Source organism: Bacillus sp. FAU18 (assembly GCF_056033885.1).
The window spans coordinates 1,194,623-1,209,651 of sequence record NZ_JBVYHZ010000003.1 but is presented as its reverse complement, the minus strand read 5'-3'; the positions used below and the strand labels follow the sequence as shown (position 1 = coordinate 1,209,651).

The 15,029-nt window shown below is 39.9% G+C and carries 21 protein-coding genes and 2 pseudogenes; 7 read left to right on the top strand and 16 right to left on the bottom strand.

Annotated features, from left to right (window positions below):
* Positions 1 to 51: 51 nt before the first annotated feature.
* From sspO to yneK, 4 genes are all read left to right on the top strand, one after another.
* Positions 52 to 198, top strand: a complete 147-nt coding sequence (gene sspO, locus AC0OMU_RS06320) for an acid-soluble spore protein SspO (RefSeq protein ID WP_474241188.1) — start codon at positions 52 to 54, stop codon at positions 196 to 198.
* A gap of 31 nt (positions 199 to 229) precedes the next feature.
* Positions 230 to 376, top strand: coding sequence for a small acid-soluble spore protein P (locus AC0OMU_RS06315; RefSeq protein ID WP_003221237.1), 147 nt, complete (start codon positions 230 to 232; stop codon positions 374 to 376).
* 80 nt (positions 377 to 456) lie between these two features.
* Positions 457 to 849 carry an outer spore coat protein CotM gene (gene cotM / locus AC0OMU_RS06310; RefSeq protein ID WP_080030670.1) on the top strand — a complete coding sequence of 131 codons (393 nt, stop codon included), beginning with the start codon at positions 457 to 459 and terminating at the stop codon, positions 847 to 849.
* Between the two features lie 232 nt (positions 850 to 1,081).
* The gene (yneK, locus tag AC0OMU_RS06305) at positions 1,082 to 1,510 is read left to right on the top strand and encodes a DynA interaction protein YneK (RefSeq protein WP_474240984.1); all 429 of its coding nucleotides are present in this window, start codon (positions 1,082 to 1,084) and stop codon (positions 1,508 to 1,510) included.
* 30 nt (positions 1,511 to 1,540) lie between these two features.
* Here yneK and AC0OMU_RS06300 read toward each other — a convergent pair whose 3' ends face one another.
* The 3 genes from AC0OMU_RS06300 to ccdA form a co-directional block, all read right to left on the bottom strand.
* Complete coding sequence (locus AC0OMU_RS06300) at positions 1,541 to 2,032, bottom strand: CcdC family protein (RefSeq protein ID WP_072174017.1); 492 nt, start codon at positions 2,030 to 2,032, stop codon at positions 1,541 to 1,543.
* Positions 2,033 to 2,110: 78 nt separating this feature from the next.
* Positions 2,111 to 2,473, bottom strand: a complete 363-nt coding sequence (locus AC0OMU_RS06295; RefSeq protein WP_003245707.1) for a response regulator — start codon at positions 2,471 to 2,473, stop codon at positions 2,111 to 2,113.
* 88 nt (positions 2,474 to 2,561) lie between these two features.
* Positions 2,562 to 3,269, bottom strand: coding sequence for a cytochrome c-type biogenesis protein CcdA (gene ccdA / locus AC0OMU_RS06290; protein WP_015383767.1), 708 nt, complete (start codon positions 3,267 to 3,269; stop codon positions 2,562 to 2,564).
* A gap of 219 nt (positions 3,270 to 3,488) precedes the next feature.
* Between ccdA and ynzD the strand changes: the two genes are divergently transcribed.
* The gene (gene ynzD, locus AC0OMU_RS06285) at positions 3,489 to 3,662 is read left to right on the top strand and encodes an aspartyl-phosphate phosphatase YnzD (RefSeq protein ID WP_010886518.1); all 174 of its coding nucleotides are present in this window, start codon (positions 3,489 to 3,491) and stop codon (positions 3,660 to 3,662) included.
* Between the two features lie 73 nt (positions 3,663 to 3,735).
* On the opposite strand, the gene AC0OMU_RS06280 is transcribed toward ynzD, so the two are convergent.
* The 6 genes from AC0OMU_RS06280 to yneA all read right to left on the bottom strand — a co-directional run bounded on the left by AC0OMU_RS06280 (position 3,736) and on the right by yneA (position 8,097).
* Entirely contained in the window at positions 3,736 to 3,954 is a 219-nt protein-coding gene (locus tag AC0OMU_RS06280) for a YneF family protein (protein WP_003221221.1), read from the bottom strand.
* 85 nt (positions 3,955 to 4,039) lie between these two features.
* A complete protein-coding gene (sirA, locus tag AC0OMU_RS06275; RefSeq protein ID WP_003231591.1) occupies positions 4,040 to 4,486 on the bottom strand; it encodes a sporulation inhibitor of replication protein SirA in 447 nt (148 codons plus the stop codon).
* Positions 4,487 to 4,638: 152 nt separating this feature from the next.
* Positions 4,639 to 6,642, bottom strand: a complete 2,004-nt coding sequence (tkt, locus tag AC0OMU_RS06270) for a transketolase (protein WP_014476936.1) — start codon at positions 6,640 to 6,642, stop codon at positions 4,639 to 4,641.
* 168 nt (positions 6,643 to 6,810) lie between these two features.
* Positions 6,811 to 7,044: a DUF896 domain-containing protein gene (locus tag AC0OMU_RS06265; protein ID WP_003231595.1), complete on the bottom strand. Its 234-nt coding sequence runs from the start codon at positions 7,042 to 7,044 to the stop codon at positions 6,811 to 6,813.
* Positions 7,045 to 7,107: 63 nt separating this feature from the next.
* The gene (locus tag AC0OMU_RS06260; RefSeq protein ID WP_015383764.1) at positions 7,108 to 7,761 is read right to left on the bottom strand and encodes a YneB family resolvase-like protein; all 654 of its coding nucleotides are present in this window, start codon (positions 7,759 to 7,761) and stop codon (positions 7,108 to 7,110) included.
* 18 nt (positions 7,762 to 7,779) lie between these two features.
* Positions 7,780 to 8,097, bottom strand: coding sequence for a cell division suppressor protein YneA (yneA, locus tag AC0OMU_RS06255; protein WP_003231598.1), 318 nt, complete (start codon positions 8,095 to 8,097; stop codon positions 7,780 to 7,782).
* A 149-nt stretch (positions 8,098 to 8,246) separates the two neighbouring features.
* On the opposite strand from yneA, the gene lexA reads away from it, so the two are divergent.
* Positions 8,247 to 8,864, top strand: coding sequence for a transcriptional repressor LexA (gene lexA, locus AC0OMU_RS06250; protein ID WP_003238209.1), 618 nt, complete (start codon positions 8,247 to 8,249; stop codon positions 8,862 to 8,864).
* A gap of 371 nt (positions 8,865 to 9,235) precedes the next feature.
* Here lexA and AC0OMU_RS06245 read toward each other — a convergent pair.
* A pseudogene (locus AC0OMU_RS06245) lies at positions 9,236 to 9,493 on the bottom strand (hypothetical protein).
* Positions 9,402 to 9,836: pseudogene (fosB, locus tag AC0OMU_RS06240) on the bottom strand (metallothiol transferase FosB). The pseudogenes AC0OMU_RS06245 and fosB overlap by 92 nt, the downstream one beginning before the upstream one ends.
* A 205-nt stretch (positions 9,837 to 10,041) precedes the next feature.
* Between fosB and AC0OMU_RS06235 the strand changes: the two are divergent.
* Positions 10,042 to 10,491, top strand: coding sequence for a YndM family protein (locus AC0OMU_RS06235; RefSeq protein WP_015483284.1), 450 nt, complete (start codon positions 10,042 to 10,044; stop codon positions 10,489 to 10,491).
* Between the two features lie 26 nt (positions 10,492 to 10,517).
* Here AC0OMU_RS06235 and pghL read toward each other — a convergent pair whose 3' ends face one another.
* The 5 genes from pghL to AC0OMU_RS06210 all read right to left on the bottom strand — a co-directional run bounded on the left by pghL (position 10,518) and on the right by AC0OMU_RS06210 (position 14,966).
* A complete protein-coding gene (gene pghL / locus AC0OMU_RS06230; RefSeq protein ID WP_047182675.1) occupies positions 10,518 to 11,276 on the bottom strand; it encodes a gamma-polyglutamate hydrolase PghL in 759 nt (252 codons plus the stop codon).
* Positions 11,277 to 11,500: 224 nt separating this feature from the next.
* Positions 11,501 to 11,815 (bottom strand): hypothetical protein, encoded by a 315-nt coding sequence (locus AC0OMU_RS06225; RefSeq protein WP_174616646.1) that lies wholly within the window; start codon positions 11,813 to 11,815, stop codon positions 11,501 to 11,503.
* A gap of 85 nt (positions 11,816 to 11,900) precedes the next feature.
* A complete protein-coding gene (locus AC0OMU_RS06220) occupies positions 11,901 to 13,541 on the bottom strand; it encodes a YndJ family protein (protein ID WP_474240983.1) in 1,641 nt (546 codons plus the stop codon).
* Positions 13,538 to 14,155, bottom strand: coding sequence for a DUF4166 domain-containing protein (locus tag AC0OMU_RS06215; protein WP_015483283.1), 618 nt, complete (start codon positions 14,153 to 14,155; stop codon positions 13,538 to 13,540). The genes AC0OMU_RS06220 and AC0OMU_RS06215 overlap by 4 nt, the downstream gene beginning before the upstream one ends.
* Before the next feature lie 4 nt (positions 14,156 to 14,159).
* Positions 14,160 to 14,966 carry a hypothetical protein gene (locus tag AC0OMU_RS06210; protein WP_474240982.1) on the bottom strand — a complete coding sequence of 269 codons (807 nt, stop codon included), beginning with the start codon at positions 14,964 to 14,966 and terminating at the stop codon, positions 14,160 to 14,162.
* Positions 14,967 to 15,029 lie beyond the last annotated feature (63 nt).

The window sequence follows — 15,029 nt, the reverse complement described above, 5'->3', positions numbered from 1 at the left end:
TCTCTCATATAACACAGTAAAAGGAGCCATATTATGATTGAGGTGATAATGATGGTCAAAAGAAAAGCGAATCACGTCATTAACGGAATGAATGACGCAAAAAGCCAAGGCAAAGGCGCCGGCTATATTGAAAACGACCAGCTTATACTGACTGAAGCAGAACGCCAAAATAACAAAAAAAGAAAAACCAATCAATAACACCGAACTCTTTTAAGGAGGTTCTCAATTTATGACCAATAAGAATACAAGTAAAGATATGCATAAAAACGCCCCTAAAGGACACAATCCCGGACAACCCGAGCCTCTAAGCGGAAGCAAAAAAGTAAAGAACCGAAACCATACAAGACAAAAGCACAACTCAAGCCATGATATGTAAGAAAAGCAGACCTTAGTGTCTGTTTTTTTATGCGTTCACCCATTTATAATCCACCGCATATGATGTTAAGCAAGGTTGATATGTGGAGGAATGCTTCCATGAACCATTCAAAACGCAACGATGCGAATGATTTCGATAGTATGGATGAATGGCTTCGGCAATTTTTTGAAGACCCCTTCGCCTGGTACGACGAAACATTGCCTATTGATTTATATGAAACAAGTCAGCAGTATATTATAGAAGCGGATCTGACTTTTTTACAGCCTACACAAGTAACAGTTACCCTTTCTGGATGCGAGTTCATCTTAGCTGTCAAATCGTCAGGACAGACTTTTGAAAAACAAATGATGCTTCCTTTTTATTTTAATGACAAAACCATTCAAGCCGAATGCGAAAATCAAATACTCACAGTCGCCGTCAATAAAGAAACAGAAGATGGCTCTTCTTTTTCTCTTCAATTTCCTCTCAGCTAAACATAAAAAGTCACTTTCATCCCCTATTATGAAAGTGACTTTTTTTCCGTCCATTTATCGTCAAATACCCTCTAGTGACTCTCCCATGGCCAAATAGCAGATTCACTATACAATAGAATATGATCTACTATCTCTTTTGACTAGACGTCTATCACTTTTTTCTATTCTTTTTTACTGTGTTCTTCTAATCTCTCTTCGTATACAATATGGTTAGAATAAGGGGGAATGATTGATGCTGGAAGGATGGTTTTTATGGTTTATTCTGTTTTGGGTGATCATGATGGTAGTCTTATTATCAATCGGCGGTTTTTTCATGTTTCGAAAGTTTTTAAAACGTTTACCAAAAGAGGACGGCAGATCAGAGCTTGATTGGCAGGATTACTATATTGAAAACAGCAGACATTTATGGAACGATGAAAACAAACAGTTTCTAAATGAATTGACTGCGCCGGTGCCAGAACTGTTCAGAGATGCAGCAAAAGCCAAAATCGCAGGCAAAATCGGTGAGCTTGCATTAAAAGAAAAGGTAGCAAAGATTGATCAGCAACTTATGATCAAAGGCTATATTCTCGCAACTCCTAAAAGAGACCATACCTTCTTAAAAAGGCATCTGCGGGACAAAAAAATCGATTTGGAACCTTATCAGACCCTTCTCAAATAAAAAACCTTTCCTGACAAGAGGAAAGGTTTTTTAATTCATTTGAATATTAGCTGACTGCAGCTCGTTATGAAGTTTTCGATATGATAAATACATGGCGATTCTCCAAGGCACAATCATACCGAAAGCCAGAATCCAAAACATTCCGCTCAGTGCACCATAATCAATTGATGTGCTCAAGATCGATTTCATCACGATTCTGATCACCAAAAGACCGACTAATATAAAAACAAATGCTTTAGAGCGTTTCATGTAAATTTCATTATTTTTAATTTCGAACTTAGAAGTTTTGATTAGAAAAATAGAGAAAATCACACCTAAAGTGAATGCTTCCAAAAACTCTGCACCAGTTACCCAAAATACCGGAAATAAAAACATTAACGCTCCCGTACTCATAAAAATCGGCGGAAGAATGATTTTTTTTGGTGAAACGGGCTTGTCAGAGGACTTTATTCTGACCACCATCACAGCTACAGCCATTAACACAGCAATAATCGATGAAACTATAATCATCATACTTATCATTCCTTTGTTTCTCGGAGTGTTGATACTATATACTATACTCCAAAACAATAAAAAAAACCATTTTGAAAAGAAATGACTTTAATGTCCCATAACGCGGCTTACAGCTTCCAGCACTTTTGTTTCCTCAAACGGCTTAACAATAAAATCCTTTGCCCCCAGCTCAATTGCTTCCGTTACAATTCTTTGCTGGCGCATGGCAGTGCACATGATGACCTTCGCTTTAGGATCAAAGGTTAAGATATCACGAAGCGCTTTAATGCCGTTTTTCACCGGCATTGTAATATCCATTGTTACAAGGTCCGGGCGCAGTTTTTTATACAGGTCCGCTGCTTGTTCACCGTCCGCCGCTTCGCCTGCGATTATGTAATTTGCCTCTTCCAAGATCTCTCTGATTTTTACTCTCATGAACTTGGCGTCGTCTACAACTAAAACTCTTGTCATATTCCCCTCCAACAATCGATTTCCACAGATAATAGTCTTATTGTACCAAAAACAAAAGGATTAGTAGTAGTACGAAAGTAATTTACCGTCAAAAACCAGTAAAGCCTCCAAAAAGATCTGACAGCAAAATAATGATCAGGCTCATCCAATTAAAGAATAACAGCACACCAATCACAATCATCAAAACGCCGCCAGCTTTCATAATGAAAAGCTGGTTCTTCCTTATCCACTTCAGCTTTGTGATAAAAAAAGACAATAAAAGAAACGGTACCGCAAAACCGAGTACATATAACATCATGTATGGCACCGCTGAGCCCGGATTGGTGCCTGCAAGTGTGATAACAGCACCTAATATCGGACCGGTACATGGTGTCCATCCAGCTGCAAATGCCATTCCGATTAAGACCGACCCTAAAAACCCGCTTGGTTTATGCTTAAAATGGATTCTCCGTTCTTTCATCATAGCCTCAGGCCGGAACACACCTAGTGTAATGAAACCGAACAAAATAATAAGCAACGCGCCAATTTGCCGAATCGCATCGTGATAATCCCTAAACAGGCTGCCAATAAAAGATGTTCCATAGCCTAAAGCAATAAAAATGACTGAAAAGCCAAGCAAAAAACACAAAGTATGAAACAGGCTTCTTTTCTGCAGCAGCAGCTTTTCTGTTTTTACATCGTCCATGCTGACCCCTGTAATATATGACAAAAAAGCTGGGTAAAGCGGCAGGCAGCAAGGCGAAATAAAGGATAAAAACCCCGCTCCGAATGTCAAAAAATAATTCACGTCTCCCATGTCATCATCCCTTCATGATTTGACATTCCTTCAAGTTATGACAAAATCATTTCATTTTTTTAACACTTTCACTTGAAGGATTTCTATTTTCAGAAAAAACTTATATAATTTAATTTGACATTGAGACATTATACTCCTTCTCATTTGAAAATTAGTATAAATATGGATATAATATAAACATTCACTTTGAAGATCTAATGTATGAAAGGATACATCCCTGTGATTAGAGAGCATCTATTAAAAGAAATTGAAAAAAAAAGAGCAGAGCTGCTGCAAATTGTCATGGCGAACGGAATGACATCTCATATTACGATAGAGCTCAGTCAGGAGCTTGACCATCTTCTCATACAATATCAAAAGCAGCGCCTTCGAGCAGTAGCGGGTGATGAATGATTGCAAAATAAAAAACCCGTATAAGGGTTTTTTATTTTATAACCATGTTTCTCTATATCATAATCTTTACGTATTATTTCGTTTGATTATTCATGGCTTTCATCATTTGATTGATTTTCTTTTGAGAAGGTTTCATTCCCATTTGCATCATCATCATGCGTAACATTTGTTCATTAATAGGCGGATTCTTTTTCAGGTAGCTCATCATATATTTACGAGCAATAAAAAACCCGAGTGCAACACCTATGAGCAATGCAACAACGCCCACTAGGATGCCAACCCATAAAGTCATTTTATTTCCTCCTTCATGTTGTCTAGTTTAAAGTGTACTAAACCAAAAGCTATTATACAACATTTACATCTCTTTTTCTTCGGTTTTAGACAAAATTTCTTTCTTTCACCGGATTTAGCCATCCGTAACGCTTCGAATTGAAATCCATTGCTAAAAAGCAAGGGCTTACTTTTCTTAACACTTCAAAGAATATCGTTTCTGCCTCGTAATCTCCCGAAGCCACAATTTCTATCATGTGCTCCTTCATCATAAACGTCGCGTGGCCTTTTGCTTTCGGCAAAGCTATTCTATAAATATAATCCAGCTGCCTGTAATCCGTCTTGTTTAAATTCATTTTTAACCGCTGATGCATATGTAAAATCGGGATTGGTTGTGTAATATATTGAATCTGTTTCTCTGTCATTTCATACTGCTGCTTTTCAAGGCTTGTCCAATGATAGTCTTGAAACAGCTCAAACATAACCGATTCCCGGCCGAAATAGTGATTGGCAAATTCCTCTTTGATCAGGTACGTATAGTAGTGACGTTCCATCTTTTCATCCCCTTTTCCAGCAGCATTTCATTTGCTCTCTATTATACAAAAGAAGAAAAGAAAGAATTGTCTATTACTGTTAAACAGCCAATACTATTTTTGTCGGATAAACAAGAAAAAGAGGATGATTTGACTCATCCTCTTTCAAAAGCTTACTTATTGATTAATGCCTTAACTCGATTCACTACGTTCGGAACTGAGAAGCCATATTCGTTAATGATGGTTTCACCTGGAGCAGATGCACCGAATCGGTCTATGCCGAGAACGTCACCTTCAAGCCCCGTGTATTTGCCCCATCCAAATGATGAGCCCATTTCAATTGCAAGACGTTTTTTCACATCTGCAGGAAGGACTTCGTTTTTGTATTCATCAGATTGTTTCTCAAAACGGTCCATTGAAGGCATGCTGACAACAGAAACATCGATATTTTCTTTTGCCAATTCAGCCTGCGCTTCAATTGCAAGACCTACCTCTGATCCGGAGGCGATGAGAAGAGCGTCAGGTGTTTCGTTTTTAGATTTAGAAACGACATATGCACCTTTTTCTACTCCTGCCAATGCTTCTTCAGCTGTTTGATCGATGGTAGGAAGGTTTTGACGTGTAAGCACTAGCGCTGTTGGGTGGTCAGTGCTTTGCACTGCAAGCTTCCATGCTGCTGCTGTCTCATTGCCGTCTGCTGGACGGATCAAAGAAAGGTTAGGCATTGCACGGAGTGAAGCAAGCTGTTCAACAGGCTCGTGCGTCGGACCGTCTTCACCTACCGCAATACTGTCATGTGTGAAGACATATGTCACAGGAAGGCCCATTAACGCTGCAAGGCGAATCGCAGGACGCAGGTAATCAGAGAAGACAAAGAAAGTTCCGCCGAATACACGAAGACCGCCATGAAGCGCCATACCGTTTAAGGCTGCACCCATCGCAAATTCACGTACACCAAACCAGAAGTTTTTGCCTGAGTAATCAACCGCTGTAAAATCACCGGCATTTTTAATAGTCGTTTTGTTCGATCCCGCTAGGTCAGCAGAACCTCCGACAAAGAAAGGAATTTTTTTCGCAAGTCCGTTGAGAACTTCACCGGAAGATGCACGGGATGCCAGGCTGCTTCCTTTTTCATACACAGGAACCTCTTGATCCCAGTCCTTCGGAAGCTCTCCTTTGATTGCCAGTTCAAGCTGTTCAGCAAGTTCAGGATAAACTTCTTTATATTTAGCGAATTGAGCATTCCATTCTTGTTCTTTTTTCTCACCTGATTCTTTAACAGCTGCAGCGAAATGCTCATAAACTTCTGACGGAACGTAGAAGTCTTCTTCATATGTCCACGCATAAGCTTCTTTTGTTAATTTGCTTTCCTCTTTACCAAGCGGCGCACCGTGAACACCGGATGTACCGGCACGGTTAGGTGAACCGAATCCGATTGTCGTTTTCACTTCAATTAATGTAGGTTTCTTTTCATTTTGGCGTGCTTTTTCGATAGCCGCTGTTAATTCTTCAATATTGTTTCCATCCTCAACATAAAGAACTTCCCAATTCATTGCTTCAAAACGCTGTTTCACGTTTTCAGAGAATGAACGGTCGAGGTCTCCATCAAGAGAGATGTCATTAGAATCGTATAGTACGATCAGACGGCCAAGCTGAAGATGGCCTGCGAGTGAAGCGGCTTCAGAAGAAATACCTTCCATTAAATCACCATCACCGCAAATACTGTATGTATAATGATCGACTACGTTAAATGAATCGCGGTTGTATGTTTCCGCTAAATGGCGTTCAGCAATTGCCATACCGACTGCCATGGCAATTCCTTGGCCAAGCGGACCTGTTGTAGCATCAACACCGGCAGTATGTCCGAATTCCGGATGTCCTGGTGTTTTGCTGCCCCACTGGCGGAATCCCTTAAGATCTTCAATACTAAGATCAAACCCGCTTAAATGAAGCATGCTATATAATAGTGCTGACCCGTGTCCAGCAGATAAAACAAAACGGTCACGGTTAAACCAGCCAGGGTTTGCCGGACTTACGTTCATAAATTTTGTCCACAGCGTGTATGCCATTGGAGCGGCTCCCATCGGCATCCCTGGGTGACCAGAATTTGCTTTTTCAATAGCGTCTATTGACAGTGTGCGAATGGTAGCAACTGATTTCTTTTCAATTGTATCCATAAAAATCCCCTTCCTTATGTGTTGTACCCTTACATCATAAATGTCTGACGACTTTTTCTCAACTGTTTCAGCTTAAATTTGAGAGAAACTTGTTGAATTTTGTCACATAAGAGTTTTGATTATAGTATATGCAAAAGAGGAATACGATATTGCCGTATTCCTCTTATATTAGTGAAGTTTGTTATTTCTTTGTTCTCTTTTTAGCTTTTCTGGTGTAACATCATTGCCTTCTGGGTCAATGATTTTCACACTTTTTAACGTGTTCTTCATAGAAGAACGAAAACCTTTCAAGTACTCTTGACGGAGCTTTTGCTGTTCGGCTTTTTCTTCTTCTGTAATAACGCCAGCTTTAGCTTTGGCAGCAAGCTCATTAATTCTGGCAATTTTCGCGTTTGAAATCATGTTAAACTCCTTTATTGCATTTTGTCTATATAGTACTAGATCAAAAAAAGTTTTACAACTGATTCACTCTGCTGTCTCTTCATTCTCTATGTATTCCTGAAAACGCCGGTGAACGGTTGCTTTAGAGACATCATAGCCAAACCCTCTTAGGGTAGCCGCGATTTCAGCAAACGTCAGTTTATTCGCTCTTAGGCGGACGATCTCAGAGATTGGCACCTCTATTTTTTCTTTTCCACTGTTCTCATGTTGGTTTTTTAAGTTTTTTTGCGGTTTAAAACCGTTTTTTACTGCACGCTTCATTCCCCGTCTGATTTTCATGTTGTGAATCTTTCGCTGATACTCTTCCACAATGCTGACGATTTCCAAGACCATTGAGTCAGCCTCCGATAACTCCAGTTCACCTCTGTGAGCCGTTGTATAGACTTTCACACCTTCTCTGTAAATACAATGAAGCAGTGCGATTTTTGCGTTTCCCCGCCCGAGCCTTGTCTCGTCTTGAACCAAAATGACATCAATTCCAGCGTTCTTAATCTCATCAAGCAGCTCAAATACACCATCCCGATCCATTTCATATCCGCTGGCTTTTTCTGAAATCACTTTGACCACTTCCATGCCGTTCTCCGCTGCAATGGCCGTAAGCTCCTCCTCCTGCCGCTTTAATGACGTTTCCTGCTGTTCTTTATTTGTGCTTACACGGGCATAAATGAGTGCTTTCATTTTATCTCTCTTTCCTCTCTATCTTACAGTTGCCAATTCATATGCATCCTGATGCTTCTTTTTCAATGGGATCACTAACTCATCACCCGGCTGGATATCAGATGTCTGTAGTTGATTTTTATCAGCTACCCATTCAATAAAATCATTTTTGTTTATCTTTTTTGTATCTGCTACCTGATCAGCAATTGACCAAAGTGTGTCGCCTTGCTGGACTTCTATTTTAACATACTGATTAAGCTCCTGGCCGCTGCTTGTATATGACAGCATAAGGATAACCGCGCTCAAAATCACTGTGAACAGACCGACAAAAATAATAGATTCTTTACTCATGATCATAACCTCCAACAGGAATGTTTGTTCGCATTTTTATAATTTCAGTATATACGAACAAACGTTTCTGTCAATTGTTTTTTCGAACCTATGTTTGTACTGTAAGGAAAATCATGCTATAATCTTCTTAAAATCGACGTTTTGAGGTGCGAAAAATGACGAAGCTATCAAAAAGGCAACTTGATATCCTCCGTTTTATTAAAGCAGAGGTTAAATCAAAAGGATATCCGCCTTCCGTTAGAGAGATCGGAGAGGCTGTCGGGCTTGCGTCCAGCTCTACTGTCCACGGCCATTTGGCCCGCTTGGAAACAAAAGGACTGATCAGACGGGATCCGACAAAACCAAGAGCAATAGAAATTCTTGATGAAGAAGTAGACATTCCGCAAAGCCAGGTCGTTAATGTACCGGTCATCGGGAAAGTCACGGCGGGATCTCCTATTACAGCAGTAGAAAATATTGAAGAATATTTTCCGCTCCCTGACCGCATGGTTCCTCCAGACGAGCATGTATTTATGCTGGAGATTATGGGAGACAGTATGATAGATGCCGGTATTCTCGATAAGGACTATGTCATCGTTAAACAGCAAAACACAGCGAACAATGGGGAAATTGTAGTTGCGATGACAGAAGATGATGAAGCAACTGTAAAACGATTCTATAAAGAGGATACCCACATTCGCTTGCAGCCTGAGAACCCAACGATGGAACCTATCATTTTGCAGAATGTCAGCATTCTAGGGAAAGTGATTGGCGTGTTCAGAACCGTCCATTAATCTATTGATCTATCAGATGCATGAAATAACCCCCTCTTCCTTTACGGAGAGGGGGTTTGTTGTTCAAAAAAAGCAGGCTCGCCCTGACTTTTGGGTGCGAGCCTGAATAGGAGGAAAAAGAACATCATGTTTACACCATAATTATCCACCAAAAGATTGTTGAAGTCAAGAAATTTTCTTTCCTTCAGGAAACTTTTATCAAAATATGAACGTTTAGAATATTAGACGCTATCTTCTTAAAAACGTTTCATTTTTTAGGTCGTGGAAGGATGCGGTTTCATATTTATTAAGGGGCGAGGCAATTGAAATATACTGAAAATTTAGTACACAGTTTAATTAGTTCATATTTCTGTTAAAACAGCTCGCTTTCTTCATATAAAATGTAATGTGTATTTCAATTTCACCTTCACCCAATCACTTGTGCAGTTCAAAAGATATGGCATCGTTGAACAAGTCGGGTAGAAACCTTCCCCAAACATAAAGTCTCCATTAACACCCTTCTTTCAATTTAACCTTATATGAAATATGGTTGTGATATCAAAAGGCCGTTTCATCATAAAAGTGCATATTCGTTTTTTCTTGTTTGTAATATCGAAGCCTGTCTTGAAGGGTTCCGGTATGAAATTCAAATTTGTGGCCGTCAGGGTCGGTAAAATAAATTGATTTTCGATCGCGTTCATCTCGTTCTCTGCCAGGCAGAATATTGACATGTTGTCTTTTTAATTTAGCTGACACCTCCTCAAATTCATGATCTTCAATTGTAAAAGCAATATGGGTATAAGAAAGCTTAATGTCATTTCTCGGGATGTCTGGTTCTTCATTAAGAGCTAGCCAGATGCCGTTCATATCAAAATATGCAGTTGTTCTTCCCTTTACCAATAGCTTTGCACCAAACACTTTTTAATAAAAATCAATCGATGTATCCAAATGCGAAACTGAAAATAGCAAGTGATTGATTCCTTTTATCTCCACAAATCATTCCCCCCTTGAAAGCTGATCATCCACATATACGACTTTTTCATAAGAAAGTTTCATACAGCTGAAAAAAATACCAGTGTAAACAAAAACGGACTGTTTAAAATAGTAACATGACATTATGAATGGTTTTGAATTGCATTATTTATCACTTGTTTACGCCCAAGAATTTTCTTCAAAAAATAACAATTTAGGTGGTCAAATGAAACATATCATTGCGCTTGCTTCAAAGATTGCTTTCACTCTCGCCCTTTTATATGTGATTTTGGACAGAGTCTATCACGCATCCTTTTTAAGTGTGATGTTTATTGCACTTTTCTTAGGTTTTGTTTCTTATCTTTCTGGTGACATGCTCGTCTTACCCAGAACAAACAATATTACAGCTTCATTGGCTGACTTTGGCCTTTCATTCGTTATTCTTTGGGTATTTGTTTTAACCCAAACAAGAAACGATTTCTCACCATTTGGAGCGGCTCTCCTTTCCGCTGCCTGTCTTACTGTTTTTGAATACTTTTTTCATCGGTATTTACTGAAAAATGTGCTTGATGAAAATTTCCGAAATGAACTGTCAGCGAGAGATAACACGTTGCAGTATCAAACGGAAGCCGCAGACGAGTTGTTTCCCGAAACGAATGAGAAACATAAGGAATAGGAGGCTGTCTTATCGCCTCCTATTTTTCAGTAGCTATTTTTGAGAAAACGGAACATCACTTCTGTAAACTCATAAAACCTCTCATTTTGAGTAACAGCTCTGCTTTTTAAAGAAAAGATGCCGAACAAAGACTTTCGAAAGCCAGTGCTCATTTCTATCTGGATACTTAAACCTGTTTTTGATTTATTTGCAATGTTATTCGGACTAACGCCCGCATGCGGATGGTCCGTATTGAGCAATACAGCAGGAAAACCGGCATGCTGCAATTTCTCAACTAAATCTGCCGCTCTTACGCGATCTGTACCGCCGACTTCGATCTGCTGATCTTCTTCTGCGTACCCGTGTAATGAAATGACATATTCATGGTTTCCCGTCATTTTAAGGGCCCGAGGTTCATCAAAGTGCGTGCTCGTAATGTGCAGGACTGAGTTTCCTGCCGATTTTAAGCCTTCAAATAAATACATCGAGTACTCTTTGCTGAGCTCTCTCGCTACTTCACTTGTCCCGCCTTCAATACCTCCTCCGTGAATAGCTAAAACAAGAACAGGGCTTCCGGTTTCTTTCGTAACAACGTCGTAATCAGAAGGATCTTCATTGTTTTTTAATTCCTCAAAATTCTGATATACATCTTCAGCATAAATTGAAGAAATCGGAGTAAATACCATAAAAATTAACAATAATTTTACAATTTTAATAGTTGATGGAAAACGTTTGGCTATGTTACAATCAACATGCTTCAAGGTATGGAGCAAACGGCGGAGCAGGGATACTTTGGCCGGTTTCATCTACTCCGCCTCTAAGTCCAAATCAACAGGATGTAGGTCTCTTTGAGGCTTTAGCACGAATTCTCTCGTCCTCCTTGTTAAATTTTTGTTAAATTCACAATATTATATACCATTAGCCCGGGCGCTGTTCTTCTCATTTTTGAATTTATGAAAAGTAAGCTGGCACCACCTCCCCCATTTCCATACAAAACAAAAATGCACCTGCCCTTTGGCCTGCGCATTTTTTATTTTCTCTTCATTTTTCGTTTTTTTGCTTGATTTAATTTCATGATGTTTTTTTCAATTTTTCTTATGTTTCGCCTTTGCGGGATTGTTTTCATTTCATAATAAACAGAAATAAACCCGCTTAATGTCACTGCTGCAATATAAAGGACGCGCTGTTTGATCATCCGGTCAGCGTGTCCATGATCATTCGCTTCTTTTTCCAGCCTTTCGATCACAGTTTTATCAAACAGCTGATCGACATACACTTGTTTCATTCCCACTGCAAACCCAGCAGCCAGCCAAAGAATCAGAAATAAACTGATATAAAACACCATAAACCCTTCCTTTCCTGTCTTGATGCGGCGCAGAATTTTAAAACAGTCATCTATTACAACTGGCAGACGAAGCTTCTTCTTTGTATTAGGTTCTTTCAATAGGCTGGTTAATATGTGTAATGCTGTAATGAACAGTTAGAAATTTTATTCCGAACAGCCACATATGATGAACAGCGGTTAATTTGTTGTCATGTGCAGCTTCTATCAGAAAGGTTTCAGATAAAGGAAGCGGACAAGTTCCCGCTCTTGTTTGCAGATAAATCCCCTCATCCCCCGCTCTGCTTTTTCTCCGCCTGCTTGTTAAAACCAGCTTCTCCTGATGATGATATGGTTTTAAAATACCTGTCATGCTGCTGAATGGAAGCGGTAAAGAAATATTCATATACCCCTCTCCATTTGAGCGATACACTGAATAAAGAGCGGTAAAAATGGTTTCGTTTTTTTCATTTGTTCTAATCCAGGCACGAACTCTTTCCCTTCCGTCTTTTTTCGAATGAACACCTTTTATCTTGCTGTACATCCTATACCAGTCAGGGTTCGTCGAAAGATGTATTTGGCCGATTCTTCTGCTGAACCATTCGTAAATAATTGCAAGCGGCCGAAACCACGTGCTCCATGTTACTTTTGCTTTAATATTGTATTCGATGGTTTGTTCATAAAACGAAAGAATGAGCGGCGACAGTTTTTCAGGTGAAAAATCTTTTGAACGCAGGCTGCCCATATCATCCACAAGTCCGCTGTACCGAGCGTTATTTTCAGCTTGAATATTAGCTAAAAATTCTTCTCCAATCTTTCTTTTTCCGTAGATACGGCTGAATGTCTTTACACGGTCTGCATCAAAAGGCTTCGGATCCTCTATTCTCCACCCTATAAGAGCGGGCAATATAACACCAAACGCGTTGACAAAACCGTGAATCCAAATCATCTGATTGATGGTCAATGTAACTTCTTGCCGAAATACACCAAATGAATAAATCATCGAGAAAGCAATCGTTATCATTAAAACAGCGGAAGAAAGCCGAATAAGAAATGTCCCCGTCTTGGTGCGAAAAGCTGCCGTGAACACCAAAAATGCATGAAGATAAATCGCCGCCATATAAATGCTAACCGCAATGACATCAAGTGTTTTTGAATATGTGATGCCCAGCGCGATAAGAAGGGGCGAAAGCAAAATCACCCATGTTATCCAACTGTACAACATCCGATGCTTTCTAATGGTTCTGCCGAGTAAACCATTGAAGATCGGGATCAGAAAAGCAGAATAGTGAAAGTGGACAGCAGTCAGCAAAATGATGAGAGGGCCAAATTGCATGATCTGCAAATGGGCAGCATAAGCAAAAAACCAAAATCCTCCTCCCGTCAAATAAATAAGACCGAACAAAACTGATGTCTCTTCGATTCTATGTATCTTTGTTTCCCAAAGGCGGAGGATCGCATACAATGCAATAAAAATTGTGTACGTCCACCAGATTAGCGCGAAACCCCCAACCTCCGTCACTAGAGCCAGCACCGCAAAGAATGCGGCTACAGGATAGCACTGGATTAGCCCATATTCCATAAACTGAGCAGCACGAACCGGAGATTGACGAAAAACAAAAGGAAAAATTCCCGGCACGAAAAATAGAATGGATAACAAAACGAGTGCCTCTGCCACTGAAATATCCGGTGCTTCCGCTGCAAGAAATCCAATAAAACAAAGCGCACTGACTATGCCATTTCGTTTCATGATTCTCTCTCTTCCTCTTGAAACGTTCCTTTATAAAAGAAAAGAGTGCCCAGAATTGTATTTTGCACATGCACTTCAATGGTGAAACAATTCTTTCTTTCATCAAACGTTTCGCAAACTACGGATGTACCTGTCAGCCATTTCGGCAGCGGGATACTTTTTCCGCATATCAATAGCCATTGCTTTCCCGATGTGATCGTAAGAGAGCCGTCATGAGATGCCTCGAACGTCAAAACAGACAGCAGCAGATGAGGTTTGCCGAAGAAATCAAGTATTCTATTTTCTTTCTCGTCATATATCATTATCGCGTCAAAGAAACGTTTTTTGCCTTTAAAGAAAAATGTACGATTCCATTCTATCCCTGTATGTTGCGATTTCAAAAGACAAGTTCTATTTTGTATTGTAAATGGGATGTCTTTGCCTCTTTCTGAAAAGAAGCATCTGAAAAAAACACCAAGCTTTAACAGCATTCTAACCAGAAAAGAGCCTCCGCTTATTTCTGACATCGTTCCCGTCCCGCTGAATGTATGAGACCCATCTAATTGGTACCGTTTCTGCAGCTTGGGATGCAGCAAATGATAGTTAATAGTTGATTTTTCATAAATCGAACTCACAATGTCACTTCTTTCTCTTTCGTTTTGTGCGCCTGGCACTGGGAAGCTGCAGGCTAAGAGCGCCGCTTGCCGCAGAAAACACACTCAACAGAACCCATATGAATATCTCGGAACCTAGACAAGCGAACCCAGCAAAAATACAAGTCTGGACACCATGAATGATCCATTTTCTTTTTAAAGGAATTAGCCACAAAATAGCTAAGCCTATCTCCGCTGTTCCTGCCAATATGCTTGTTACAACACCTGCAAAGCCTTGATAGAACCAAAACAGGCTGAAAAACAGACACATGAACACATAGATGATAGCGGATCGAATGAAGCGCTTCGGATGTTTATGTTGCTCAACCCAAAGCCTTAATGCATCAAAGCTCCAGGCAGTCGCCCAGCCAAGCAGCGGTCGAAATAATAAACGATCGATCCATCTTCCCGGCAGTCCGTAGGCTGTTTTGTATTGGTACTGTGTTAAAAACGTCATTTTCCCATTTTCTCTCTGTATATACTTCCAGTAGCCGCTTCCATGCCGAATCAGAGATAATGGATGATCAGAGCCAAAAGCCAGTGAAGAAGACCTTTCAGATGAACATTTGTTGAAAACACCGACGGTTTCTCCAGTACCTGACACCTTTAATCCAAAGCCTACCCTTGTTTCGTAAAGAAACTTCTGTTTTTCGCATGGCTGTCTATTCAAATACGTGATATTTGAAAACCGGAGATCCCATTCCTTATGCAGTGATGGGTTTTGTGTATATTCCCAGAGTGTATCCAGATCAGATTTCATTTCGATTTCTACATAAATCGGATTCTGCCTCACAGCCCCTCCTCCCTTCTATTTCAAGCAATTCCTATATTAGCATATTGGTCGATTTGAAAAGTG